Origin of the sequence: Streptomyces sp. NPDC051582 (assembly GCF_040681715.1) — a bacterium.
GTDB lineage: Bacteria > Actinomycetota > Actinomycetes > Streptomycetales > Streptomycetaceae > Streptomyces.
This window is the reverse complement of the sequence record NZ_JBFAZJ010000020.1, coordinates 92,491-117,849: the sequence shown is the minus strand read 5'-3', so window position 1 is coordinate 117,849 and position 25,359 is coordinate 92,491. Positions and strand designations below refer to the sequence as shown.

Genomic DNA, 25,359 nt, shown 5'->3' with positions numbered 1-25,359 from the left:
AGGGAGGGGCCGCCGCGATGCGTCGGACGCTGTTCAGCCTCCTGTTGAAAGACCGCGACCTACTCGGCTGGGAAGCGTTCTGCATCCACTTCACCGCCACTGGCCGGGAGCTCGCCCCCGAGAAGGGCAACCGTCGACTCGCCACGGCCAGCGTCGGGCGCACGACGTTCGACAGATGGGCCTCGGGCACCTGGTACGGCCGGCCCCGCGGCGAGGCGGCGCAGATCCTGGAGCGCATGTTCGGGCACACCGTCGAAGAACTCTTCAGCCCGTCACCCCACGCGAGCGAGCCAGCTAGGGGGTTGGAGTCGGTCCCCGCACGGATCGGCTCGCGCTGGCCCACGTCCAACTTGCTGCTCCCCGCTGGCGGTCCGGCAGGCATCTGGGAAATCGCTGGACGCCAACGTCTGGATGGCACCAGCGCCGCGGTGCACCTTCTTCCCGTCGTCAGGCGAGGCGACGAGGCCGACGTTCGTGACTTGAGCCAGGACGGGCTGCACCAGCTGGAACGGTTCTTACGGCCGGCGCGCCGCGGGTTTCTTGTAGGTGTCGAAGAACGTCAGGACGACTTCAACCTGTACGTCCGCGACGCCATAGCTGCTCGCAGGCCCGCGCTGCCGGGACCGCCAACCGTGGGAGGCTTGTCGATTCCCTCGGCCTACCTTCTGGACGACCTCACCTATGGCATCCTCTGGGCGCTCACCCAGCTCGATGACGGCCTCTTGTCCGATGATCAGACGCTTGACGCCGAGCAGCACCTCCTTGACACCTACCTGTCCCTACCCCGATCAGCGCCGAGCCAGCTGCTCGTCGACCTGACCGCCGTCGGCAGCAGTTGGATGGGATCCGCCTTCTGCGCCCGACACATCGAGCAGGAACTAGCCGATGCGAACACGGTCCCGATCTTCTGGACGCGTGAGCAGAGCGGCGAAGAGGCGGCCTGCTGGCTGTTCTTCAAGCACAAACTGGACTACCTCCGATCCCTCGAACGTTTCCACGGGACCGCAGCGCAGACCATCCGAGTCTTCTGCCTGCCCGAGACCGAGGTGGCGCGCTCTGAGACATACGAGAAGGTTCTGTTGCTGTTGGCGATCGCCCTCATGGAGCGCTGCGGCATCCGGGCCAGGGTGGTGCCGAACCCGGACTACTCGGAGGTGGACGGAGTGGCCCTAATCCCCGGCCAGCGAGCCGTCGTTGCCAACTGGGTGCGGGTCCCTGGCGGAGCGCTGTGGGCTGCTGGCAGCACCTCGGCCCGAGGAGAGCTGCGCACGTACGCCAACGCCTTCGCTGACGCGCAGGAAGCCGACGTTCTAGTGGGCGAGGACTCGGAGACGCGTCTGCGATCACTCGCGGGCTACCTGGGCCTGGACTGGAGCTGGTTGACTGCCCGGTGCCGTGCTCTGGGCGAGTACGGCGTCGCCGGTCTCGTTCGTCCCCGCAGCCGTCTGCTGACCGTGGAAGCGCTGGATGAGACCCTGCTCTTTCTCGGCAAGCTCTCCTCGTCCCGATGAACCCCGTCCGCGTATCACCCCGTTGGAAAGGTCCTCCGTGCTCTCCGCTGATCGTGCCCCGAACAGCACCGTTCTGGTACTCACCCTGGGCGGCACCATCGCCATGACGCGCACCGCTGCGGCAGCCGGCGTCACACCGACCCTGACCGGCTCAGACCTGGTGAGCGCTGTGCCCGGCCTCCAAGACGTAGCCGAGGCAACCGTGGAGGACTTCCGGCAGATGCCGGGTGCCTCCCTGGACGTCGACGACATCGTCAGCCTCGTGGGCCGACTGCAACAGGCCGACGGCGAGGGGGTCGACGGCGTCGTTGTGACCCAGGGAACCGACACCCTTGAGGAGACTGCGTTCCTAACCAACCTCTACTACCAAGGCACCACGCCGGTGGTCTTCACGGGCGCGATGCGCAATGCCGCGACGGCGGGAGCGGACGGCCCAGCGAATCTTCTCGCAGCCGTCCAGACCGCCGTGAGTGCGGAGGCTCGGGGAACGGGTGTCCTAGTCGTCCTCGGCGACGAAATTCATTCCGCCCGCCACGTTCGAAAGATGCACACGACCAGCCCTGGAGCCTTCAATTCCCCGGGCACCGGGCCGCTCGGACACGTCGTGGAGGGGGCAGCGCGGTTCCACTGCTCGCTGAGTCCGACTGCACCCGTTCCGCTGCCCATCGGCAGCCTGCCGCAGGTGGAGATCGTTGCCGCGTCGTTCGGCAGCAGCGGGACGTTGCTGGAGGGTCTGGCGGACAAAGCCGCCGGCCTGGTGGTGGCCGCGTTCGGCGCCGGCCACGTCCCCGAGACGTGGTGCAGTCGGCTGGAAGCGCTGGCGGCAGTGATGCCCGTCGTGCTCGCATCGCGTATCGGCACCGGCCCCGTCCTCACCTCGACCTACGCCTTCCCCGGCTCCGAGAGCGACTTGTTGGCCCGCGGCTTGATCAGTGCGGGCGCACTCGACCCATATAAGGCCCGTCTGCTCCTCCTCGCCCACGTAGCCGCAGGCACGCCCCACCCAGAGATCGCAAAGGCGTTCCTCGACTACTCCTGACTCGCTCCCGCCCAGCCAAAGGACGACTCTGACCATGCGCTACGCCCAGGTCCACACCGGCAGGCAGTTCATGCTTGCCCTCGACCACGGGGAAGACCTCCTGGAAGGCCTCACCGAGTTCTGCACGGATCGGGGCATCCGAGCCGGGTACATCCCCACATTCGTCGGCGGTCTCCGCTCGGCCCGGCTGGTCGGTTCTTGCGAACCCCTCGCCGATCCTGAAGCCCCTTTGTGGGAGGAGATCAGGGTTGAGACGCTCGAAGCACTCGGCGGCGGAACGCTCGCATGGGACACGGAGAAGGACTGCCTGGCCCCTCACATCCACGTCGCGGCCGGCATCAAGGGGAAGTCGGCCGAGGGACGAGTGTCGCACCTACTCGGCGCGAAAGTGCAGTTCATCTGCGAGATTCCAATCATCGAAGTCACCGGAGCCGCCGAGGGACCGGCGTTGACACGACAAAGAAGCGCAGAGCTGTATGACGTACCCCTCCTCGGCTTCGGCACCGGAAACTGAGGGCGGATGACGATGCGCAGGGTGATCCGCTTCCCGGAGGTGGTCGAGGCCCACCGCATGCGCATCTACGAGACGTTCACGCTCCACTTCGAGCGGGCGGCGAAAGAGGCGGCCCGGCTCGACGGCAATCCCTCCCTCGCTTCCGTATACGTCTCGCGGTCCACATGGGATCGCTGGATGGTTGGGGACATCAAGGGGCTGCCCCGGCAGGCGACATGCCGAGTTCTAGAGCACCTCTTCCAGCTGTCGGCCGAGCACTTGTTCGGTCCCCTGGCGCCGGAAGCCGGACCACACGTCGATGTCGGAGCGGCCGCACCGACGGGGATCCACCTGGCGGCGTCGCCACACCTAGCCGCCATGAATTCCTTCCGGCTCGCGGACCGCCAGCTCGGCGGCGGCCACGTCTACCGGTCCGTGGTGCACTACCTCAATACCGTCATCGCCCCGAGCCTCTTCAGCGCAGCGGACAGTCGCGAAGACGGCGAGAGCGCATTCGGTGCAGCGGTCGTACTCACGGAGATGGCAGCCTGGATGGCCCACGACGCCGGGCGGGACGACTTGGCATCCGGACATTTTGACCGCGCCCAACGGCTGGCGCAGAGCCTTACCGACGTGACCGCGGGCGCGAACGTACTGGCCGGCATGAGCCACCTGGCCCTGCAGACCGATCAGATCGACGCCGCCGCAGAACTTGCCCGCAGCGGGCTCGCTCGCCTCGCCACTGGCTCGCCAGTGCCCACCCTTGCGGCTCGTCTCTACGCCATGGAGGCGAGAGCCCTCGCTCAACTCAACGCCGAACGTGAGGCGCAGCGGAAACTAGACAGTGCACGCGAAGCCCTAGCTCTCGCACACACCGTGCCCGCGCCCCAGTGGGTGGCGCCGTTCGACGAAGCCGCGCTTGCCAGTGAGACCGCTTCCGTACTCCTGGATCTCGGCGCGCTCAAGGCAGCAGCCAAGGAGGCGCAGCGCGCCCTGGCGCTACGGGACGCGAGCCGGGTCCGCAGCAGGGCTTTCGGTCAGGTCACGCTGGCTCGAGTCCTGCTCTCACAAGGGCACCTGGACGCGGCGTGCTCGGTAGGCATGGATCTGCTGAGCGCCTGCCAGTCGGTGACGTCACTGCGACTGAGCAGGCAACTCGACGCTCTGCAAGCCGACTTCGACCTGCACCGCCAAATGCCCGAGGTCCGTGAGCTCCTGTCGCAGATGACCGCCTCGGCCCAGCACCGTAAATTGCTGCTCAGCAGTCTTGTGCTCCCGGAAGGTCCGCAGTGAACCATGCACCCATGCCGGGTGATCCCGGCCGTGACGCCTATCTGGCCGAGGGAAACGCACAGCAGGCCCGGAAACGGGCCGCCGCCGACGCCCTGATCCGAGACGAGGGCGGGAGGTTGCTTCTGGTGAACCCGACCTACAAGGACGGGTGGGATCTTCCAGGTGGCATGGCCGAGGACAACGAAGCACCCGAGGACGCCGTTCGTCGGGAACTCCGCGAAGAGCTCGGTCTCACAGTGGCCAGCCTGCGGTTCCTGTGTGTCGACTGGGTCGAACCTCACGGACCGTGGGACGACCTTCTCGGCTTCGTCTTCGACGCCGGTGTCCTGTCACCACAGCAGGCCGCCGAACTGAAGCCCAGCGATGAAGAGATCGCGGAGCACCGCTTCTTCGAGGTCCCAGAGGCCCTGCCGCTGCTACCGGACCGCCAGCGGGCTCGGGCTGCCCAGGCCTGGGCGGTTCTTGGCGACGGCGTCCCGCGCTACCTCCGCAACGGAATTGCTCTCTGAGCAGTGCGTCAGGCCACTCGGCCGGTCACACGTTGACCTCCACGGACGGGGCGCGACCCTCGGACTGGGTCAGCACGCTCCGGATGCGGGAGAAGATTCCGCCGATTTCCGCGAGCTCGTGCTCGGACAACGGCCGGCCGAGGAAGTGGTGGCCGTGCACGGCCGTCCGGTCGTCGCTGACGCCGACGACCGCTACAGCGTTCTCCACCCGCTGAAGGAGGAACCGCACGGCCACTCGGGCCAGAGCATCAGGGGACGATCCGAACTGGCCTGCCAGCTCTGCGAGGCCGTGAGTGATCGCTGACGCCATCGCTTGCGCGCAGTTGACCGCCGAGCCGCCCCAAGCAGCCACAGCGCGGTCCGTGCGGCCTCCGGCCAACGCACCGTGGGCCAGCGGCGAGGCAATCACCAAGCCGACACCGCGGCGCGCGGTGAAGGCGCCGAGATCCTCCCCCTCACCAAGGTCGGCCAGCGGCAGCAGGCCACTAGCCTGCGTCCAGACCACGTCTGGGCGGATCCGGTCGAACAGGTCCAGGAAGCGTCGCACCGAGCGGACCGAGGAGCGGAAGCCCGGGCCACGCAGACCCACAGCGCGGATTTGGCCGAGGTCGCGCAGTGCCCGCATCTGCTCGATGACCGGGTCGAGGTATCGGTCGCCGAGACCGAAGTCGTACGACTCAAGGGTGTACAGGGCCAACTCGTCCAGGTACAGATTCTCCAAAGTCTGTTCCAGCTGGTGCCGGACCCGCGGTCCGGCATAGGGGTGAGGAGCAGAGCCCTGGACCCGGCCAACCTTGCTGGCGACCTGAACCTTCGCGCCCCGATACTCCTTCAAGACTTTGCCTATGAGCCTCTCGGCATGGCCGCACCGGTGACTGTCAGCCGTGTCGAAAAGCGGCGCCTCAACCTCACCAGCGCCGGCCTCCAGGGCGCGGCGCAGCCCGTCGAGCAGTCGTGCGTCGTCTGGTTGGACGGCGCTGGGCGACCAGCGAGAGGAGCCGCTGCTAACGCCCAGCGGGAGCACCGTCAGGTCCCCGGCCAGACGGCGGGGTGCGAGGTCGCTCGGTGTCATCGGTCAGCGTCTCCCGCTCGGTAGAGGAAGACCGCGATCACGCGTTTCCCCATGCTGTCGCCCTGGACTCCCCAGGCGCTCGCCAGTACATCCACCAGAAACAGGCCTCTCCCGCCTTCGTCGTCCTCATCGGCAGCCGGGGGTTTCCCGGGCACCGCCGCAGTGTCCTCACCGCCGTCCCGGACCTGGACAGTCACTCCCCAGTCGTACACGTCGAGGGAGATGTCGAGGGCCGCTCCAGCGTGCTCGAGGGCGTTGCCCACCAACTCGTCGGCCACCAGGACCACGTCGTCGGTGTACGGATCGTCAACTCGCCCTGCCAGGGCCTCGCGGACTATGCGGCGGGCGGCGCTCTGCGGGGCGTCGAGGCCGCAGAGGTCGATCGCAGCGTGTGTAGCGGGACTGCCGCCGCCGCGGCCTTGGCCACATGGCAAGGCAGTGCTGGTGGAACCAAGCACGGGGATCACTCCTCGCTGCATTCACGATGCCCGGGGGCACGGACTGACAAGTCCTGCTGAATACCGTGGCCCAAGTCGCCGCGCAGGCGATAGCGAAACCCGTCCCCACTTCTCCCCACTTCTTCGGCTCCCCCGCCTACTTCCGAAACGGGAGGAGGCACCAATGTGGATGACGTCGTACAGAAGAGCGAGATTCACGCACTCCTCTTGTGCTGCGATCCGTCGATAAGGACGTCACCGCCATCCGTCCGGCGGGTGACTGGAGGCGGGAAGCGTGACGAAAACCGCTCCTACCTGGCCTAATGCCGAGCATTTGGATCTGATGTCCGATCAGCCCGTTCGCAGCGCCGCTATCACTGGTGACGAATTCCCGTCAAGCACTTCCGGAGAAGTGGGGTCAAGTGGGCTAGGAAGTCGATCTTCAGCCACAAGGCTTCCGAGACCAGCATCGCCACCGGAAGCCGTGACCGACTTCCACCCGATTGTCCGTTCCTTGAAGGGGGTCGACTGGAAATCAACCCCGTTCTCCGCACGGCCGAAGTGGGGAGAAGTGGGGGCCGTTTTCGCTACCGGAACATGCCAATGAGCGGCAACGCTATTCGCAGTTCTTCCGCCTCGCTGCCCACGGAAAGGTTGTCGTGATCACTCTCGTCCCGCCGATTCTCGGCGCCCTGTTCGGTGGCGACGTCCGCGCAGCCAGCTCGAACGGCCGACGGCCTGCGTCTCGGCTGCTTCGCCTCGGGCGGCCCCTACGTCGCGGCGGCGACATCGTTGTACCTCTGATTGCACAGGTGTTGGGAGACCCGTCCCAACCGCTTCCCCGTTGCCAGGGCGAGGTCGACCAGATGGTGGCCATATTCCGTGAGCATCTGCCGGCGCTAGCACTGGCAGCGGGCGGGCCGCGTCGGCTCGCGATCCTCGCCCGCCCCGCCCCGATCGACTACATGGGCTCGCGGGTGCACCTGATCCTTCTCGCCGAGACCGCACAACACCTCGCAGCCGTCGCCCAGGCAGAACAGCCCTCCACGAACGACCACCCCGTAAGCGGGGCGGGCGTCGTCGCACGGCAGTACACCCCCGTGAACGCCGTACGCCGGCGCCCGCCCTCGGGCTCCGTGTCCTATGCCGAAGGTACCCGGTGCCACCCCGTCACCGCAGCCTCCGGAGGACCGGAGCGAGGCGCAGGGCCTTAGTGCTGCTGCCTCCCGGCTGCCGTGGTGAGTGCTCTCCCACGGCAGCCGGTCCCTCTGCCGGATAGCCAATCGTTCATCCCCCAGTGCCGATTCTTCCGAGGACTCACCATGTGTCAGCACACGCCCATCTGTCCCTCCGCCGAGGCTGCGGACCGCGAGGCCGCCGTCGTGGTCGCGGCCCACCCGGAACAGGGCTGGAGCCTGCTGTGCAACGGTGTCCTCCTCTTCGAAGACACCGGTGAGATCCTTCCCAACGGCAAGATCGTCGCTCCGCATCGGTTGACGAGCGCCGCGGTATGAACAGGACCCAGCACGAACAGGGTGGTCTTCCGGTGCCGTACGTCACCGCGTGGAGCGGGGAAAACCACCGGACTCCCGCCGTGGTGCGTCACCCGAGCGGGCGAGGTATCGGCTTCGCGGGCGAGATGCCGTACGACCGCGACGCGGACGGGGTGCTGTGGGTCAGGCAGTCCATCGCCCCCGGATCGGGCAGAGCGTTGTTCCCGACGGTCCACGTGCTTCGTCAACGGCGTGCGGTGAGCCGGATGCTGTGCCAAGTGTGTGGCGCCGACACCTTGGAGCAGGATCCGGAGCGGCAGCTCTTCGTTCTCAAGCACGTCGGTCAGCCGGTGGCTGAGGGGGAGCTGACCACCGCTGCCCCGGTCTGCCCACCGTGTGCGCTCATTGCGGTCAAGCACTGCCCGCACCTGCGCGAACATGTAGCCGCGTGGGTCGAACGCCCGTTGGCCTGGGGTGTCGCCGGCATCCTCTACGACCCGCGGACACTGCTCATGGTCCCTGGTAAGGACGTCGTCAACGTCTCCTACGAAGATCCGGCACTTCCCTGGCTGCTGGCGAGCCGTCAAGTGCTGTCGCTCCAGGGCTGCACCGCCGTCGATCTGAACAACCTTCGAGCGAAGGCTGTGGCTCGATGAACTCAGTGCTGCCGGCCGCGGCCGCTCGAAGCCGGACCCGCCCCCCGCACCCTCAGATTTGTCGTCCGCGCGGTTCGTGGCACTGAGCGAGCCGCTCCCGTACCCGCCCCTGTTCCCCGCCTTGCCTCGCAAGGCCTCGGGAGCACCCGCACCTATCGAGACGGATATTCCATGGCTGGGCGTATCGAGGACTACGCACTCATCGGAGACATGCAGACGGCCGCGCTGATCTGCCGGGACGGCAGCATCGACTGGCTCTGCTTGCCGCGCTTCGACTCCTCCTCTGTTTTCACCCGCCTCCTGGGAATCGAGGATCACGGCTACTGGCAGATCGGCCCCGTCCGTCCCGACGGCGCCCAGGCCCCGGATGCGGACCGGCGCGGCTACCGCGGCGACTCACTCGTCCTCGAATCCGAGTGGGACACCCCGACCGGCACCATCCGTGTCATTGACCTCATGCCTCCCCGTGACGGCGACAGCCCGCAACTCATCCGGATCGTCGAAGGGGTCAGCGGCACGGTTGAAGTCGAATCCGATTGGTGCCCGCGCTTCGGATACGGAAAGCACCGGCCCTGGATCTACGAACATGAGGGCCGCACCGTTGGAATCGACGGGCCGGACGCGCTCTGGCTGGACGCCACTGTGGACACTGTCCAAAAGGAAGACGCGCTGGTCAGCCGGTTCACCGTCAGCGCCGGCGATACGGTGACGTTCTCCCTCAGCTGGCACTCCTCCCACTACCTCACGACACCGGAAGTCCCTGACACCCGGGCTGCGTTGGAGGCCACCGAAAAGTTCTGGCGGGAGTGGGTGGCGCCGTGCACCTACGACGGCCCGTACCGTGCTGCGGTCGTCCGCGCCCTGATCACGCTGAAGGCCATGACGTACGGGCCGACCGGCGCGATCGTCGCCGCCGTGACCACCTCTCTTCCCGAGACGATCGGCGGCGTACGCAACTGGGACTACCGCTACACCTGGCTCCGCGACGCCTCGATCACCCTGTCCGCCCTGCTGCGTACCGGATACCGCAAGGAGGCCGAGGCGTGGCGGCAGTGGCTCCAGCGGGCCGTGGCCGGCAACCCTGACGACATTCAGATCATGTACTCGATTCTGGGCGAGCGGAATCTGCCCGAGCGGGAGTTGCCCTGGCTGCCCGGGTACGAGGGCTCAACGCCGGTGCGAGTAGGCAACGATGCTGCCGACCAGCTCCAGCTCGATGTTCCCGGCGAGGTCATCGACACGCTGTATCTGGCCCATGTGCACGGCATCGCCCGGTGCGAGCGCACCGCGACGCTGCACCTCGGGCTCGTCGACTACCTCAAGCGGCGCTGGCAGGAGCCGGACGACGGCATCTGGGAAGTGCGCGGCGGACGACGCCACTTTGTGCACTCCAAGATCATGGCCTGGGTCGCGGTCGACCGCACGGTGCGCCTGGTGGAGGCTGGCGTTCTCGACGCCGACCTGGCCGAGCTGGTCCAGCTCCGCGACGCCATCCATGCCGAGGTGTGCCAGAGGGGCTACGACTCCGAGCGGAACACGTTCACCCAGTCGTATGGATCCAGCGAATTGGACGCGGCCCTGCTGCTGCTCCCGCGCACCGGGTTCCTCCCGCCGGACGACCCGCGGGTTATCGGCACGGTCGCCGCGGTACGCCGCGAGCTCTCGACGGACCACGGTCTGGTCCACCGCTATCCGACTGACGGCAACCAGGTGGGGGTCGACGGCCTTGCCGGTGACGAGGGGAGCTTCCTGCTCTGCTCCTTCTGGATGGTCGACGCCCTCGCGCTCACCGGCCAGCCGGAGGAAGCCCGGGCGCTGTTCGAGCGACTGCTCGCACTGTGCAATGACGTCGGCCTGCTCGCTGAGGAGTACGACGTGGCCTCCCGCCGTCAGCTGGGGAACTTCCCCCAGGCGTTCTCGATGATCGGCCTGATCGAGAGTGCCGTCTTGATGAGCGAGCTGGAGCGGGCGGCTAGGCCGGTGATCGCCGCATGAACACGGTGCCCGCGATCGCGGACCTCTTCCCGGACACGGTCACCGCCGGCGCCCCGGTCGCAGTCGAGATCGGCCGTGACTGTGACACCGCGGCGATGCCCGAGCTGGCGGCACGCCGGATTCTCTCCCTGCTGGGTCACATCAACCCGCACCCGGTGGGGGCCGCGATGGCCCGCGGGAACGAGTGGGTGCTGATCCTGCCGCCCCACTCCGGCCGCGGCATGTGCTGGCCCTGGCCGGTAGACCACCGCGACAGTGGAGTTCTGGCCGTGCCCCCGCTGAGCTCCGGCCCGGCCGAGGATCTCCACTGGGCCCGACTCGGCAACAACGAGGGCCGCGTCTACTCCGCGCCCCTGCCGCTGTACGCGTCCCTGCCGCTGCTCACAGCACTTCGGCCGCAGCCCGAAGCGCGCCGCTTCGACCCGGCTCCCGCCCGCTCACAGTCGACCCCCACTTCGCGCGAGGACCTCTCATGCTCGATTCGCTGGTGACCGCAACCGCACTGCTCGGTGGCGGATTCGCCACCACGTCGGTGGGGCTCATAGTGCAGGCCCGGAGAAAGCGGGCCCTGGCCGCCAGGGTCGCACCCCTGGAAGCCCAGCGGGACTCCGCGCTCGCCTATGCCAGCGCGGTGGAGACGGAGTCGAAGCACTTCGCTGAGGTGCAGATGCCCGCGTTGGTGGACACCCTCGCCCGCGGACACCGCGGCGTGCCGGTGCCCGGACTCAGCCAGGAGCGTCTCGCCGGCAGTCCCATCGACCACAGTCATCAGACCGTCATGGGACTGCTCCAGGAGGCCCTCACTGTCACCCGCGATCAGATCGGGCTCTCCGCGCGGTCTTCAGTTCGGGACATCATCGACGAGGCGCAGACGCACCTGCACCGCTGCCAGCTGAACGTCGTCGAAGAGATGGACCGCTACCCCCAGGGCACGACGTACCACCAGAGCCTGATGGGCTTCGACCACCTGGTCACCCAGGCCCTCCACACGCTCCAACGCACGCGCATCCTGGCTGGTTCATGGCCCGGTCTGCAGCGGGCGGACTGCACCTTCAGCGAGGTCGTCGAATCCGCGCGGGGCCGGATCAACGCCTATCTGCGGGTGAGCTACACCTACGAGCCCGGCAGCGGCGAGACCTGGCTCGAAGGCCGTGTCGTCGAACCGGTCACGGTGGCGCTCACCGAGCTGCTGTCCAATGCCACCGCGTACTCCGACGGCAAGGTCTTCGTCGAGGTGCAGGCGTTCCAGACGGGGTTCTGCATCGTCGTCGACGACGGCGGCCTGAACATGAACGCCTATCAGCGCGAGGAGGCCGCCCGGCAGTTGTCGCGGCACACCGTGCTGGACGTGACGGCTCTGCAGGACACGCGCCAGCTCGGATTCGCCGTCATCGGCCGCCTCGCCGGCGAGTACGGCTTCGCCGCCGATGTCACCAGCACGTCCCCGTACGGCGGAGTGCGGGCCGTCCTTCGCATCCCGCGGGAACTCTTCGGACACGGTCCGACCGCAGAGGAAACCCAGGCGGAGCGGCAAGCAGCGGCCTCGCGGACCACAGGGCACGCCTCGGCCTCACCGACTCAGGCTCCCCCGGAAGGGGACCAGGCCGACCGACGGGGTGAGCCGTCGGACGGCAGTGCTTTGCCGCAGCGGCGCAGGCGCTCGCCCCGTCCCACGGCCCCCGTAGTCACCGGCGCGCCAGCGCCTGCGGAGGACCCCGAAGCGTTCACGCAGGGCTTTGCCCACCTGGCGGAGACCATCCGCGACCACGAGTCCAGCCCCACCGAAGGAGAGCAGTTCCGTGCCTGACCAGCAGCCCACCGCCGACACCCACGACATGTCCTGGGTCCTCAACCGTCTCGCGGAGGAGAAGGGCGTTCTGCACGCCGTCCTCTTCAGCTCCGACGGCATGGTGCTGGCCCACTCGGACGGTGTCCGCCGCGATGTGGCCGACCGCGCTGGGGCCAGCTCCTCGAGCATCTTCTCCCTCGGCCGCTCCATCGCGGAGCTCGCCGAAGCGAACGAGGACGAGGACACCCCCCGCAAGGTCATCATCGACCTGCCGAACCGCTGCATCCTCGTCTTCGGGGCCGGTCACAACACCGCGCTGGCCGTTTCCGTCACCGCGGAGATGACCGCGCCCGAAGTGGCCGTCGCCTCCGGGGCGACGATCAAGGCCATCAAGGGCCTGGCTCCCGCGCTGTCCGCCCGGGAGCGGACAGCGTACGGAACGTCGTGACCCCCCGCGGCCGGCGGCGCGCCGGAATGGTGCGGCCCTACACCCCGACCGGGGGAAGGGCCGCGCCCACCCGCCGCACCCTGGACCTGGCCACTCTCCTGATCGCCGACCCGGACAAGCCGCTTCACGGCCTGGACGCCCACTCCCGCCGGCTGATGCAGCACTGCCTGCCCGGAGTGCTGTCGCTGGCCGAGGTCAGCGCCGACCTGCAACTCCCGGCCGCTGTGACCAAGGTGCTGGTCTCCTCACTGGTCGACAGCAGCCATCTCGTCAGCCGTGACCCCGTACCCGCCGCTCAGCAGCACGACAGACAGCTGCTGGAGAGGATCCGCGATGCGCTCATCAACCTCTGAGGGCAACTACCTGGCGCCCGGTGTCCGCCACTCGGTGAAGATCGTCGTGCTCGGCCCCTTCGCCGTCGGCAAGACCACGTTCGTCGGTGCGGTCTCCGAGATCAGGCCTACGTCAACCGAAGAACGGATGACGAAGGCCGGCGAGATCGTCGACACACTGCGGGGGTTGTCGGACAAGAACACCACCACGGTCGCACTCGACTTCGGTCGCCTCACCCTGACCGACGACATCGTGCTCTACATGTTCGGCGGCCCCGGTCAGCCGCGGTTCGACTACATGATCGACGAGCTGATGCAGGGCGCCCTCGGCGGCGTCGTCCTGGTCGACACGGCGCGCATCACCGAGTCCTGGGACGCCATGGGGCGCATGGAAGAAGCCGATCTGCCCTACGTCGTCGCGGTCAACACCTTCGCGGCCTCTCCCCACTACAGCGAAGCCGAACTGCGCAAGGCCCTGGACCTGCACCCGTCCACGCCCCTCGTCGAGTGCGACGTACGGGAAAAGAGCTCAGCGAAGTCTCCGCTGATAGCACTCGTCTCCCACCTGCTGTCCCGCCCCAGCCTGGAGCCCGCCTCATGACCATGCCGCCCCCGCTCTCCGCGAGCGGCTGCCCCATGCTGCACGGGGCCGCCTTCGCCGCCCAGCCCCAAGCCACCTACGACCAACTGCGCAGCCAGGGACCCGTCGGCTGGGCCGAGATCGCCCCCACCGTCCACGCCCTGGTCGTCACCCAGCACCGCGCCGCCGTCACCCTCCTGAACGACACGGGCACGTACTCCAAGGACTCCCGCCGCTGGGCGGCCCTGGCCAACGGCGAAGTTCCGGGCGACAGCCCCGTGCTGGGCATGATGGCCTGGCGTCCCTCGGTCCTCTACACCGACGACCAGGAGCACGCCCGCCTGCGCTGGGCGATGGACGACTGCATCGCCCGGATCAGCCCCCACTGGCTCAGGGAGATCACCCAACGCAGCGCCCTGACGCTGATCGCCCGGATCATCGGCAACGGCCAGGCCGACATCATGAGCAACTTCGCCGACATCCTCCCCATGCTGGTGTTCGCCGAACTCCTCGGATGCCCGCCCGAGAAGTCCACGCACATGGTGCGCGCGTGCCAGGACCTCATCAGCGCCGGCCCCGAAGCGGCCCAGGGCGCAGCCGACTTCGCGGGGCTCCTGTACGAGCTCATCCAGCTTCGCCGCACCCAGCCCGGCCAGGACCTCACCTCCTGGATGATCAACCACGCCGCCGCGCTGACGGACGAGGAAGCACTCAACCAGTTGTTCTGCGCCGTCGGCGCCGGCATCATCCCCGCCGCCGCGTGCACCGCCTGGACCCTTCACCTGCTCCTGCGCGACGACGACTACGCCGGCAACCTCGCCGCCGGAACTCTCACCGTGCGCCGCGCCCTGGAGAAGGCCCTGTGGCAGCGCCCGCCGATGGCCAACTTCTCCGTCCACTTCGCCCGCCACGACACCTACCTCCACGGGGCGTACGTGCCGGCGGGGTCCCCGGTTCTCATCTCCCACGCGGCAGCGAACACCGACCCGGCGCTCCCCGACAACCTCGGATACGACAACCGCAGCCACCTCGCCTGGTCGGCGGGCCCGCACCGCTGCCCCGCAATCTCCCAGGCGACCACGATCGTCCAGACCGGTGTCGAGACCGTTCTGGACCAGCTCTGGGACATGGAGCTGACCTCCACCGACCCGGAACCCCTTCTGCGGCACGGCCCTTTCCACCAGTGCCCGCAGTCGATGCCCGTCAGGTTCCGGCCCAAGTCGCACGACCGTCTTCCCACCGCCGCTCTCGCAGGAGGCTCCTCGTGACCAGCACCCCCGCCCGGACCGCGACCGTGACACTCGACAGCAGCGGCGGCCGCCGCCTGTTCGCCCAGGCCGACGAGCTCCGGGCGGCCGGCCCGGCCGTCCGGGTCCGCATGCCGGAAGATGTCCCCGCCTGGTCGGTCACCCGCGGAGACGTCGCCAAGCGGCTCCTCACCCATCCCGATGTATCCAAGGACGCCCGCAAGTCCTGGCCCTCCCACACCCCGGGCTCCATACCGTGGCTCTACGCCTGGGTCGACGTCGTCTCGATGTTCACCTCCGACGGCGACGACCACAAACGGCTGCGCCAACTGGTCAGCCGCGCCTTCACCCCCGGGCGGGTCGAAGCGATGCGCCCCGTCCTCCAGGCCATCGTCACCGACCTCCTCGACACCCTGGCCCACCAGGACCAGACCGCGCCCGTCGATCTGCGCACCCACTTCTCCTACCGGGTGCCCACGCGCCTGATCTGCGACCTCTTCGGCGTTCCCGCCGATCAGCGCCCCGAGATGCTCCGTGTCATCGACTCCGTCCTCGCCACCGACGTCACCGCGGAGCAGGCCGAAGCGACCAAGCACGACCTCTACCAGGCCATGCAGACACTCATCGACGTCAAACGGGCCACCCCCGGCGAGGACATGACCAGCCTGCTGCTGGCCGCCCACGAGGAAGACGGCGACCGGCTCAGCCACATCGAGCTGATCTCGACCCTGATCCTGATGATCGGAGCGGGCAGCGAGACCGCCGTCGCCCTCATCAACGCCGCCGTACGCGAGCTCCTCAACCACCCGGACCAGCTGGCGACCGTTCTGTCCGACCCCCGGCGCTGGCGCGACGTCATCGAGGAAGCCCTCCGCCTCCACCCGCCGATCATGCACCTGCCCCTGCGCTACGCCACCAAGGACATCGACCTCGGCGAGGGCGTCACCATCAAGGAAGGCGACGCCATCCTGATCGGCTTCGGCGCCCACGGCCGCGACCCGGGCGTCCACGACGAACCCGAGGCCTTCCGCATCGACCGGGACGACAAGGACCACATGGCCTTCGGCCACGGCATCCACTACTGCCTGGGTGCCCCGCTGGCCAAGCTCGAAGCCGAAGTAGCGCTCCCGGCCCTGTTCGAGCGGTTCCCCCAGATCGCCCTGGCCTGCAAGGTCGAGGACCTCGAGCCGCAGCGCTCCTTCATCGGCACCGACGTCACCGCACTGCCCGTCGTGCTGCACGCCGCAGCGTAGAAGCGGCGCCGCTACCGCGTCGGCGGAGACCGTGCTCACCGTCCCCGCCGGCGCACCTCCACCACCCCGCGCCCGTCACACAACATCGCCGACCCAGGACTCCACATGACCACCGCCCTGCCCACCACGACCCTCACTGCTGACCAGCGCCGCGTCGCCGCACAACTCGTCTACGGCGTGTCCAACAAGGCGATCGCCAACCAGGTCTGCCTGTCCGTGGATGGCGTGGCCAGCCACCTCAGTGCGGCCCGCAAGAAGATGGGCTGCCCGGGATCTTCGCGTGCCGTCCTCGTCCACACCCTTCTCGCCGCCCGAGAGGTTCCCCCACCGGCCGGCAGCGGGACGGCTCCGGCGTTCACCAAGCACGAAGTGACCGTCATACGGGCCATGGCCGAGCACACCCTCAACGCCGACATCGGGAACGCCATTGGTGTGCCGGCCGACGACGTGCGCGCCGAGATCGACGCCACCGTGGACAAGGGGGACGCCCGCAACGCAGCCCACCTGGTCGGGCTGGCACACACGTGGGGCATTCTCGGCACCTCGGACTCTCATTCCGCGACCGACGCAACGGCCACGGCGGAGCCCGCCCCATGAGCACCCAGGGCAGCTTCCATGACGGCGACCGGCGACAATCTCCGACGGGCCGCAGGCCCGCCGCGCCCGTGTACGAGGTGCTGCCGATCAACACCGACGCCGCTCGCGCTGAAGCCGCGGCCCTGGCCACAGACCGCGCCCACCTACTCGCTGGACAGGGCATAACCGTCACCACCGATCGCGCCAATGCCCTTCTCCGAGAAGGCGGCGCCCTTGGGTTCTACGAGGGCGGCATCCTCGTCGGCGCTCTCGTCCTGCACAGAGATCCGGATATGCGGCACTGGGGCGTCGACGGCCGCGATCCGGGACTTCTGGTCTCCCTTGACCCGGTGACGGCCGGGTCGAGCCAGGTCGGACGGATGCTGACCCTGTGGCTTGCCGATTACGCGGCCAACAGCCGTCTGATGTGGGTCTGGTGCGACGTTCCGTGCAAGCCCGGAGCCATCGATGAGGTAGCCCAGTGGTCACTGCAGTACCTGTGCGACCTCGGGTGGGAGACCCGATCGCGAACCAGTCTGAGTCCGACCGGTGAACGCGTCATCCGTCTGCGGCTGCGTGCCCAGGCCAGACCCGCACTGACAGAGGTGATCTCCGATCCGGCCGCAGTCGGGCCCTCGGCGGTGAGAGCGCCATGACGACGCTTCACCTCGGCCGCCCAAACCCGCTCCGAGATCCTCCACGCGCTGCCGCTGCTGCGCTCCTTCGCCCCGATCCCACAAGGACACCCTGATGCGCCTCACGTCCTCCCCGTACGAACCCCCGTCCCTCACCTTGCCGCCGTGGGTACCGCCGCCCGGCGGCCTGCGTACCTGGGGGTGCGGCGAGCACTTCGACGCCGTACGGCTCCCGGCAACCCTCGCACCTCCGCTGATCGCCGCACTGCAGGCCGCCGGTGGGCACGGACCGGTGCTCGCCGACCCCTACAGCGGCAGCTGGCACATCCTCCTCGACCCGGACACCGTCCGCCCCGGACCGTGGGCCCGTCACGGGATACGCCTTCTGCGGCCCGGAACCCGCCTCACGATCCCCGCCGCCCATGTCACCGCCGGCACCGACCTGCACTGGCACACCCCGCCCGGTGCCGGCTACACCCACGCCGAGTTACTCAACGACGCCCTCACCGCTCCGTCCGGTCTCACCAGCACCCCGCGCCGCGCCGCCCGGCGCCCCAGGACCAGCCGGTGACCAACAACGCCTCCGTAAGCGCACCCGGCACCCTCCTCGAGCCCGCGACAAGCCCTCGCTCCGCAGGAAGCTCCGTGCACCCCACCACACCTCCGTACCTGATCCGACACCTGGACGGACGTAGCGAGTACGAAGTGCTCAGCTCCCAGGTCATGGCCTGGCGCCGAGAGCGCGACCTGCCCGCCGAGAGCGTCCGGCCGATACTCGAGTCCCTGCGCGATGAGCGCGAGATGGCCGTCCTGGTCGACACCGACGACAACGCCTTTGTCGGCTGCCTCCAACTCGATCGGAGCGCTCTGGCCGCGCCGCCGTGGACGGACTCCGAGAACACTCAGCCGACACTGGCGTTGTCCTGCGCCGCTGCCGCCCCAGGCGTCGGCTACAGGATCGGCTGGCTCCTGACCATCTGGGCCCGCCATTACGCCGCCCTATGTGACTACACCCGGGTGGCCTGCACCGTCCCCCTTCGTCACCACCGCGATTCCGCCGGCGAGCGCCTCATCGGTCATCTGGTGGACGAGTGCGGGTGGGCCCGCCACCGGTCGGCAGGCCCACCCGACGGACTGGACGTCCTGCTGACAGCAAATGCGTGCCGCGCGGACAGTCTCGAGTCGTTCATCACCACGGCGATCCCCGTACTGCCCGCAGTGTCCGCGGAGAAGGAGCCGGCTTCATGAGCAAGGTGACCCTGCCGGGCAGGCGGAAAGACGGTCGGGCGCTGCGGCGGCACGGCGCGGCCGTCCACCCCAGAGGGAGTGGTGCCGTGAAGACCCGGTTCTCCCTGAACGGTGACCTCTGGCTGCGTGTGTCGCTGGAGCTGACACGTCTTCTGCTCACGGTCCGCGTGCCGCCCCCAGGCTTCCGCGACACAGGACCCTTCGCCAGCTTCAACACCCCCTCGTACCCCATGGCTCCGCTTGCGCGGGCTCAGTGCGGCCACGGTCAGGCTGGCGCCACAAAGCGCGGCCGTTGGTCGGCAGGACCCTCCAGGCCGGTGACACCGTGAGCGGACCGTACGAGTCGAGCCCGAGTCACGCCGCGTTCGCTGCCGAACTGCTGAGCCGCATGGAAATCACCAGAGAGCAGTGGCGCACTCCTGGGCCGGAACGCGTCCGCATGGCAGCAGATGCCCTCGCGGCCGTCCAGAAGGCGCAGCAGGACAACGCCGTGGCGCTGCACCGCATCGTGGAGAGTCTCAGGCAGTGGCCGGGGCATCGGACGGTGGGCCAGAACGCCTGCCAGGCGGCCGTGAGTATCGCGGTGCACTGCGACCACGATCCGGCTTTTCAGCAGAGGCTTCTGCGACTGCTCCAAGTGGCCGTAACAGCAGGTGAAGCCACTCGCGCTCAGCTAGCTCACCTGCACGACCGCTGCCTCGTCAACGCCAAGCAGCCCCAGCTGTACGGCACCCAGCACTGGTACCGCTCTGATGGGCAGCTCCAGCCGCACCCGATCGCCGACCTCGCGCAGCTCGACACCCGAAGGGCCGGCGCTGACCTGCCCCCCTACGCCGAGCAGGCTCGGCACCTCCGCGAGCGCCACGGGCCGCTCGGCTCCTTATCGACCTCCGCTACAGCGGACCCCCTCCCCTTCTCCTTGCCCGAGAGGTGCGCGGCATGAACGAATCGATCACCGTTCTGAACTGGAACCTGGAGAAGGGCATCAACCTGGAGGCGGGTGCCCGCTGGGTCCAGGAGCAGCGCCCTGACATCTTCTTCCAGCAGGAAGTCCAGCCGGACCAGCTCGCTCGCGTGTCGGAACTCCTGGACATGGACGGCCATATCGCTGTCCCGCGCCCGGGCAGCTCCAACGACAACGCGATCTTCGTCCGCCGCGATGGACCCCTGGTGTGCACGGAGGAGTACCCGCAGGCCTGGGCACCCTGGCACGCGCCGGCGAACATCGCTGTCCGCCTCCGCGACGCTGACGGCACCCTCAGCCCCCGGCAGATCAGCGCCGTCAGCATGCACACCTGCTACTGGTCGCCCGAGCACCGCCTGACCGAGGCCCGCTGGTGCACCACTCTCGCCAAACCCGGATGGCTAGCCATGATCTTCGGCGACTGGAACAGCTATCGCGTCGGCACGGACATCCGCTGGGACGGCTACACCGACCACGCCTTCGTCGCCAACCGCACCTACGATTGCGCCGGCCATCGGCACACAGACGCGCGCCCCGACCGTGAACTGCTGACGGCCGGCTACGTCGAGATGGCACGCCACGCCGCCGAGCACCTCGACCAGCCCGAGGCCCTGGCCCCCAGCTCCGGCTATCGCGACCACCCCGGCCGGCCGAAGGGCCCCAGGTACTGCATCGACCGCGGGTACCTCAGCGCGGAACTCGCCCCCGCCCTGACCAGCTTCACCGTCTGCGACAGCCCTGAATTGCGCCGGCTGTCCGACCACCTGCCCCTGCGGGCCGAGCTCGACGTGGCGCAGATGCGGACCATCCTGCACCGGCCCGCCCCGATGTATCAGCCGCACGACAGCCGACACGCCGCGTCCGCCCACGGCCACCATCCGGCCGCTGCCGGCGGTGCGGCATGACCATCACCGTTCGGCTGGGTACGTACAACCTGCTCAACGGCGGAATGCCACACTCCCGCGCGCGAGACCAGAGGGAGCTCCTAATCACCGGTGCCGACCTGGCGCGCGTCCGGAGGGATTTCGCAGAGCAGGCCCGTCGCCTGCGTGAGCGGCACGGGCCCATAAAGCTCACCGCGCCACGCTGTTGCTCAGCCATACGTCCAGCGCTGGCCGGTCCCGCGGTACTCCTCTACAGGGATCGGTTGCACACCCGGTCGCATGCGCTCGCGGTACAGCACGCCGCCCAGGTGGTCGACCTCGTGGTGGACGAGCCGGGACAGGCCGTGGGTGAAGCGCGACAGGTAGGTGGAGCCGTCAAGGCTGCTGTGAGCGACGACGATGCTCAGCGGGCGGGGCACGAGTCCTCGGACGTCGAAGAAGCTGAGGCAGCCTTCGTACTGCTCGTCCTCGTCCTCGGATTCCTCAGCGACGCGGGCGTTCAGCAGCACGATGGGCTCTGTCCCGGCATCTGGTGGGAAGACGACGGCGGCGGAGCGGTCGATCCCGATCTGGGGTGCGGCGATACCCATGCCCTTGCCGAACGTGTGAAGTTGGCGGACGCGGCCGACTGCGTCCATCAGCGAGGTGATGACCTCCTGGGCCTCTTCAGCCTCGGTTGGCAGGTCGAAAAGACGGGCGGCGCGGGTGAGGACGGGGTCGCCGTCCTGGGCGATGCCGGCGGTGGCCATGGCCTGGCTCGCGGACAGGGTGCTCACGGGGGTGTTCTCTTTCTCGTCGACTGCGTTCTTCAAGCGCCACTCAAGGCGGAAGCGTGCGTGCAAGGGCGGGTCGAGGGTGGCCCAGGAGAAGACGCTGTGCTCGCCTCGTTCCGTGCGCTGTGGAGGTGTGCGCAGCGGGGCAAAGTCGGCGCTCATGGAGGTCTCGGTTCCCCAGACGGACGGTTCACTGTCTCGGGGGAAGGCCAGTTCCACGGCCAGACGCCGAGTAGGCAGTCGCACCGCGCGTTGGAACCAAGGACCCCATTTCTCGGCGCCGACCGAGTACGAGTAGGAGATCTCGGCTTCCTGGCCGGGGTAGAGAGGGAAGCGGCTCGTTGGGTTCTGGAACTGAAGCCACACCTCTTTGAACGCGTCCCGGTCGTGTTTGACGGTCCAGCCCATCGGCTCATCGGCGCACTGCGCGGTGAGCTGGAGTTCTTCCCAGGTCAGAGGGTTGCGGCGGTAGAGGGCGTTGGACCGTTCCGGTTCGGATGGGTATCGGTCGACAGCGATTCGTACGAGGTATCGGGTGACGGGCTCGGTGCCGTTGTTGTGCAGGAGCCTGCGCATGCTGAGGTAGAAGCGTCCGTCGTCGTAGCGGAGCGCCGCCTTGTCCTCCAGGACCAGCAGGCCGGTGCCGGACGGCGGGTCGTTCTGCTCGGCCGCCTGCGGGGAGGCGTCGGTGCGCTGCCATGCCCGCCACAGTGCTCCGCCGGCGTCGAGTTCAGTGTCCGCCCGGCGAGCGAGCTGGGAGCTGCCGTGTTCCCGGCCGGCCTCAAGGTGGCTCACGTACGAGGGGTCGATGTTCAGGCGCTGGGCGAGAGCTGCCTTCGACAGGCCCCGCACGCTGCGCCAGTGCGTGAGTTCCGCAGCAAACGTCGCCCGTTCCTCGTTCTCCAAGGCGTCTTTCCCCTCCGGGAGTTGCTGACGATCGTGAGTGAGCGCTCCTCACGGTCGCCTCATCCTGCCCGGTTGAAGCCCAATGGTGCTAGGCAGCGGCCCCAGCGAACCTCCGTGCTCGTCGGCCCTCAGCCGTTGCCACGGCGACCTCATCCGAAGTTCACGATCCGCGTCACCACGAAGGATGCCCCGTGAAGGTGATCACCCGCTTGGTTCTGCAGACCAACCGGAGGCGCAGCACCGCTGAGGGACAGAGGCACACATGAGTCCGAACGGCACCTCCTGGATGAACTACGCCATCCGCGTCGCACAAAGGGCGCCCTACCCAGGTCGGCGAGTCGGCGTTGCGCTCGTCTCCGAACACGGCCGGTTGATCTGCTCCGCCTTCGAGGGCGAAGTGCACGGCGCGTCCTGGTCCCGCCTCCTGCGACGCAAGGTCCAAGAAATCGGACTAACCAGCGCGCACAGCGCCTATCTGACGATCAACACCCTGTCGGAGGCCGGATCCTTCGAACTGGCCGAGGTCCTGAACGACTTGCGGATCGCCAGGGTGTACATCGGTCTGCCGGACCCCACGCTGACGAGCTACCTCAGCGGCGATCCCGTCACCGAGCGAGGCCGCATGCTGCGCTTCCCCGACGAACTCCAGCGCCAGATCCTGGACCAGAACCGAGCCCTCTACGCGGCGAGCCGGCAGAGCATCGAGTGCAACCCCCACTACTCCACCCACCGCATCAGCGAAGCCGTCACCGCCACGCTGGTGTCCATGGGGTTCACGCTGACCAAGGACGACGTCAACGCGCACCGAGGGAGGACGGCGCTTGCCTCTCTCATCTCCCAAAGATACGGAACGGAGTACAAGGAGGCGGATGGCGCCGTGGGCGATGCACTGGCCGCCGCGTTCGACACGAAGTACGGCACCTACGACTACGCGGTCGACGCCCGCACCGCCAACGCGGGGTGGGCGGACGACTTCATGGCGGTGTATAGGAGGACGTCCACAAGGCCCCTTTCCGACGTCAACGTCCTCAACGTCGGCGTCGGCGCCGGCCACGAGGCAACGGTCCTGTTCTCCGACTGCCCGCGAATCACCTTCGCCGATATCGCGGAAAGCGGCCTCGCAAACATAAGCGGACGCATTCCCCGTTCGAGAACCGTCGTCTCCAGCGCCGAGGATCTGTCCGCATTGCCGGACGACACTTTCGATCTGTATGTCTCCTTGAGGACGTACAACTCGTCATTCTTCGACACGTCCGCAGCGGCCCGCGAAGCGCACAGAGTACTGAAGCCCGGCGCGGTGATTATCGTCTCCGTGGCCAACGGTTTTCTGTATACTCAGCGAGGCTGCGTCGTGCCGGGACTCATCATTCCCGGAACCGAATTCGTCGACCTCTATCGCGGGATGGACACAGCCAATCTGATCAGCGCGGAGCTTGAGAGCGCTGGATTCAAAGATGTTCGAATGCTCCCAACAAGTACCGAGATCTACCTTTCGGCGGTCACCGTCTAACGCCTCCACCCCGCCCGGTCGGCCCCGGTCGCCGACGTCCCGTCGATTCTGCGGGAAGGACGGCGGACGGCGTGGGCGGCCGGACGGCCTGGAGGACAGCGTGAAGGAAGGGCTTCTGCAATGAACGGGCGAACGACGGTTGGCGATCGCATCCTGCAGTTCAACGAGGGACTCGCGGGCACGACGCTCGAACTTCCCCCCGGGTTCAGGGTCGTCAACCCTTTCAGCGGCCCGCAGAAGGGGCGCGTCCGCGAGGTGACGACCGCGTTCTACCGCAGGTACTACGACGACGACAGGCCCCGCCGGCTGGTCCTGGGCAGCTCGCCCGCCCGGCGGGGCACGGCCGTGACCGGGGTCCCGTTCGAAGACGCGAAGCTCTTGGAAAGCGACACGGGAGTCGACGTCAGCGACGGCTATGCGGTGAGCCGGCCCTCCGCCGGGTTCCTGCACGACGTCATCGCGCGGTACGGGGGCCGGACGCAGTTCTACGCCGACTTCGTCATGAGCTTCGTGTGCCCGCTCGGCCTGGTGAAAACGAACCCCCAAGGACGGGAGGTCAACTACAACTACTACGAGAGCAAGAAGCTGGTGGAGTCCCTGCGCGCCTTCCTTGTGGACGCCCTGGAGCGCCAGTTGGAATTCGGGACCGATACCTCGGTGTGCTATTGCATCGGCAGCACCGGAAATTTCACATTCCTCTCGGCGCTAAACGACGAGCAGGGGTACTTTAAGAAGATCGTGCCGTTGGAGCACCCGCGGTTCATCACGCAATACAACAACGGCAGAAGAGAAGAATTCGCCGAGAAGTACCTCAGAGCCTTGCGCGGAGAAGGCGATTAGCAGCGGCGCCCTCCGCGGGCATCTTCCCCGGCCGGCTCCCGGCTGAGGGCTCCCAATACGACGGATCGAGAAGAAGGAGAACACCACCGTGGTGTCAGACGGCAGGATCCTGGTCCACTTCGGCCCGGAACACGTCAGCGTCCACCGCTCCCGGGGCGGCGAGCTGCAGCTGCTCACGAGGGAACGGCTTCCGTTCGGAGCCGGCCTCGCCGGCGAGGCGCTGGCGGAGCGCGTCGGCGAGTTCTGCGCCGGGCTCAAGGAGTACGCCGAGGCCATCGACAACAAGACCACGCGCGTGCACGCCACCGGGGTCTTCCAGCAACTCCCGCAGCCGGAAGCGGCAGCGCTGGTCAACAGCGTCTACGTCGACACGGGCCTGTACTTCAACATCGTGGAGCCCGGGCTGGAGCGGTTCTACCTGGACACGGCTCTGGCCGCCGGCGGTTCGACCGACATGCTGGACGGCCTGGCCCGGCGCGAGTTCCGGACGGCAGTCGTCTGCGGCAGCTTCCAGCAGTCGCTGGGGGACATCGAGGGCACCATAGCCCGGCTGCGCGAAACCGGCACCGAGGTGCTCAGCCCCCGCAGCACCCGGATCAAGCCGGAGACCGAAGGCACCGACTTCATCCTCTTCGACTACCAGGACCTGCTGAAGAACCCGCGCGACACCTGGCGGCACAAGTACGTGCACATGGACGCGTTTCGGCAGGCCGACGCCGTCGTCGTGTGCAACCCGGGCGGTCGCGTCGGAAGCGGCACTGTCTTCGAGCTCGGCTTCATGTCCGCGCTCGGCAAGAGGGTCATCTTCACCGAGGAGCCCCAGGGCATGTCGGTGTCCTTCCCCTGTGAGGTGGGCCTGGGCGCCTGAGCCCGACC

Annotated in this window: 27 protein-coding genes; 24 read left to right on the top strand and 3 right to left on the bottom strand. The window is 68.0% G+C overall.

Translation table 11 applies throughout. From position 1 onward, the window contains the following. Window positions 1-17: 17 nt before the first annotated feature. The 5 genes from AB0M92_RS25110 to AB0M92_RS25090 are packed head-to-tail and all read left to right on the top strand — an operon-like array spanning window position 18 to window position 4,845. Window positions 18-1,511: a hypothetical protein gene (locus AB0M92_RS25110; protein WP_366104538.1), complete on the top strand. Its 1,494-nt coding sequence runs from the start codon at window positions 18-20 to the stop codon at window positions 1,509-1,511. A gap of 37 nt (window positions 1,512-1,548) precedes the next feature. Continuing rightward, entirely contained in the window at window positions 1,549-2,550 is a 1,002-nt protein-coding gene (locus tag AB0M92_RS25105) for an asparaginase (protein WP_366104537.1), read from the top strand. A gap of 34 nt (window positions 2,551-2,584) precedes the next feature. Next, a complete protein-coding gene (locus AB0M92_RS25100) occupies window positions 2,585-3,064 on the top strand; it encodes a PPC domain-containing DNA-binding protein (RefSeq protein WP_366104536.1) in 480 nt (159 codons plus the stop codon). A gap of 6 nt (window positions 3,065-3,070) precedes the next feature. Next, the gene (locus AB0M92_RS25095; RefSeq protein ID WP_366104535.1) at window positions 3,071-4,336 is read left to right on the top strand and encodes a hypothetical protein; all 1,266 of its coding nucleotides are present in this window, start codon (window positions 3,071-3,073) and stop codon (window positions 4,334-4,336) included. An 11-nt stretch (window positions 4,337-4,347) separates the two neighbouring features. Beyond that, complete coding sequence (locus tag AB0M92_RS25090) at window positions 4,348-4,845, top strand: NUDIX hydrolase (protein ID WP_366104534.1); 498 nt, start codon at window positions 4,348-4,350, stop codon at window positions 4,843-4,845. A 25-nt stretch (window positions 4,846-4,870) separates the two neighbouring features. On the opposite strand, the gene AB0M92_RS25085 is transcribed toward AB0M92_RS25090, so the two are convergent. Further along, window positions 4,871-5,917, bottom strand: coding sequence for an aldo/keto reductase (locus tag AB0M92_RS25085; RefSeq protein ID WP_366104533.1), 1,047 nt, complete (start codon window positions 5,915-5,917; stop codon window positions 4,871-4,873). Then, window positions 5,914-6,375 (bottom strand): ATP-binding protein, encoded by a 462-nt coding sequence (locus AB0M92_RS25080; RefSeq protein WP_366104532.1) that lies wholly within the window; start codon window positions 6,373-6,375, stop codon window positions 5,914-5,916. The genes AB0M92_RS25085 and AB0M92_RS25080 overlap by 4 nt, the downstream gene beginning before the upstream one ends. A 1,301-nt stretch (window positions 6,376-7,676) precedes the next feature. On the opposite strand from AB0M92_RS25080, the gene AB0M92_RS25075 reads away from it, so the two are divergent. The 16 genes from AB0M92_RS25075 (at window position 7,677) to AB0M92_RS25000 (ending at window position 20,475) form a co-directional block, all read left to right on the top strand. After that, on the top strand, window positions 7,677-7,868 hold the full coding sequence (locus tag AB0M92_RS25075; RefSeq protein ID WP_366104531.1) for a DUF5999 family protein: 192 nt from the start codon (window positions 7,677-7,679) through the stop codon (window positions 7,866-7,868). After that, window positions 7,865-8,503: a hypothetical protein gene (locus AB0M92_RS25070; RefSeq protein ID WP_366104529.1), complete on the top strand. Its 639-nt coding sequence runs from the start codon at window positions 7,865-7,867 to the stop codon at window positions 8,501-8,503. The genes AB0M92_RS25075 and AB0M92_RS25070 overlap by 4 nt, the downstream gene beginning before the upstream one ends. A 171-nt stretch (window positions 8,504-8,674) precedes the next feature. Then, window positions 8,675-10,498, top strand: coding sequence for a glycoside hydrolase family 15 protein (locus AB0M92_RS25065; protein ID WP_366104528.1), 1,824 nt, complete (start codon window positions 8,675-8,677; stop codon window positions 10,496-10,498). Then, on the top strand, window positions 10,495-10,989 hold the full coding sequence (locus AB0M92_RS25060) for a hypothetical protein (RefSeq protein WP_366104527.1): 495 nt from the start codon (window positions 10,495-10,497) through the stop codon (window positions 10,987-10,989). Before AB0M92_RS25065 ends, AB0M92_RS25060 begins: the two co-directional genes overlap by 4 nt. Continuing rightward, window positions 10,971-12,305 (top strand): histidine kinase, encoded by a 1,335-nt coding sequence (locus tag AB0M92_RS25055; RefSeq protein ID WP_366104526.1) that lies wholly within the window; start codon window positions 10,971-10,973, stop codon window positions 12,303-12,305. Before AB0M92_RS25060 ends, AB0M92_RS25055 begins: the two co-directional genes overlap by 19 nt. Beyond that, complete coding sequence (locus AB0M92_RS25050; protein WP_366104525.1) at window positions 12,298-12,735, top strand: roadblock/LC7 domain-containing protein; 438 nt, start codon at window positions 12,298-12,300, stop codon at window positions 12,733-12,735. The genes AB0M92_RS25055 and AB0M92_RS25050 overlap by 8 nt, the downstream gene beginning before the upstream one ends. Further along, the gene (locus AB0M92_RS25045; protein ID WP_044472860.1) at window positions 12,732-13,088 is read left to right on the top strand and encodes a DUF742 domain-containing protein; all 357 of its coding nucleotides are present in this window, start codon (window positions 12,732-12,734) and stop codon (window positions 13,086-13,088) included. Before AB0M92_RS25050 ends, AB0M92_RS25045 begins: the two co-directional genes overlap by 4 nt. Further along, on the top strand, window positions 13,069-13,668 hold the full coding sequence (locus tag AB0M92_RS25040; RefSeq protein WP_366104524.1) for an ATP/GTP-binding protein: 600 nt from the start codon (window positions 13,069-13,071) through the stop codon (window positions 13,666-13,668). The genes AB0M92_RS25045 and AB0M92_RS25040 overlap by 20 nt, the downstream gene beginning before the upstream one ends. Next, window positions 13,665-14,915, top strand: coding sequence for a cytochrome P450 (locus tag AB0M92_RS25035; protein ID WP_366104523.1), 1,251 nt, complete (start codon window positions 13,665-13,667; stop codon window positions 14,913-14,915). Before AB0M92_RS25040 ends, AB0M92_RS25035 begins: the two co-directional genes overlap by 4 nt. Further along, window positions 14,912-16,147: a cytochrome P450 gene (locus tag AB0M92_RS25030; RefSeq protein WP_366104522.1), complete on the top strand. Its 1,236-nt coding sequence runs from the start codon at window positions 14,912-14,914 to the stop codon at window positions 16,145-16,147. Before AB0M92_RS25035 ends, AB0M92_RS25030 begins: the two co-directional genes overlap by 4 nt. A gap of 105 nt (window positions 16,148-16,252) precedes the next feature. Then, window positions 16,253-16,744, top strand: coding sequence for a LuxR C-terminal-related transcriptional regulator (locus AB0M92_RS25025; protein WP_366104521.1), 492 nt, complete (start codon window positions 16,253-16,255; stop codon window positions 16,742-16,744). Then, window positions 16,741-17,379, top strand: coding sequence for a hypothetical protein (locus AB0M92_RS25020; protein ID WP_366104520.1), 639 nt, complete (start codon window positions 16,741-16,743; stop codon window positions 17,377-17,379). The genes AB0M92_RS25025 and AB0M92_RS25020 overlap by 4 nt, the downstream gene beginning before the upstream one ends. 94 nt (window positions 17,380-17,473) lie before the next feature. Continuing rightward, window positions 17,474-17,929 carry a hypothetical protein gene (locus tag AB0M92_RS25015; RefSeq protein WP_366104519.1) on the top strand — a complete coding sequence of 152 codons (456 nt, stop codon included), beginning with the start codon at window positions 17,474-17,476 and terminating at the stop codon, window positions 17,927-17,929. A 74-nt stretch (window positions 17,930-18,003) separates the two neighbouring features. Then, window positions 18,004-18,606, top strand: a complete 603-nt coding sequence (locus tag AB0M92_RS25010; protein WP_366104518.1) for a hypothetical protein — start codon at window positions 18,004-18,006, stop codon at window positions 18,604-18,606. Between the two features lie 388 nt (window positions 18,607-18,994). Continuing rightward, window positions 18,995-19,549, top strand: coding sequence for a DUF6624 domain-containing protein (locus tag AB0M92_RS25005; RefSeq protein WP_366104517.1), 555 nt, complete (start codon window positions 18,995-18,997; stop codon window positions 19,547-19,549). Continuing rightward, window positions 19,546-20,475, top strand: a complete 930-nt coding sequence (locus AB0M92_RS25000) for a hypothetical protein (protein ID WP_366104516.1) — start codon at window positions 19,546-19,548, stop codon at window positions 20,473-20,475. Before AB0M92_RS25005 ends, AB0M92_RS25000 begins: the two co-directional genes overlap by 4 nt. 188 nt (window positions 20,476-20,663) lie before the next feature. Here AB0M92_RS25000 and AB0M92_RS24995 read toward each other — a convergent pair whose 3' ends face one another. Then, complete coding sequence (locus tag AB0M92_RS24995; protein WP_366104515.1) at window positions 20,664-22,133, bottom strand: peptide deformylase; 1,470 nt, start codon at window positions 22,131-22,133, stop codon at window positions 20,664-20,666. 262 nt (window positions 22,134-22,395) lie between these two features. Here AB0M92_RS24995 and AB0M92_RS24990 point away from each other — a divergent pair, with 262 nt between their 5' ends. The 3 genes from AB0M92_RS24990 to AB0M92_RS24980 all read left to right on the top strand — a co-directional run bounded on the left by AB0M92_RS24990 (window position 22,396) and on the right by AB0M92_RS24980 (window position 25,351). Beyond that, window positions 22,396-23,643 (top strand): methyltransferase domain-containing protein, encoded by a 1,248-nt coding sequence (locus AB0M92_RS24990; RefSeq protein WP_366104514.1) that lies wholly within the window; start codon window positions 22,396-22,398, stop codon window positions 23,641-23,643. A 120-nt stretch (window positions 23,644-23,763) separates the two neighbouring features. After that, window positions 23,764-24,483 carry a uracil-DNA glycosylase family protein gene (locus AB0M92_RS24985; protein WP_366104513.1) on the top strand — a complete coding sequence of 240 codons (720 nt, stop codon included), beginning with the start codon at window positions 23,764-23,766 and terminating at the stop codon, window positions 24,481-24,483. A 91-nt stretch (window positions 24,484-24,574) separates the two neighbouring features. Further along, window positions 24,575-25,351 carry a nucleoside 2-deoxyribosyltransferase gene (locus AB0M92_RS24980; protein WP_366104512.1) on the top strand — a complete coding sequence of 259 codons (777 nt, stop codon included), beginning with the start codon at window positions 24,575-24,577 and terminating at the stop codon, window positions 25,349-25,351. The last annotated feature ends 8 nt before the right edge of the window (window positions 25,352-25,359 follow it).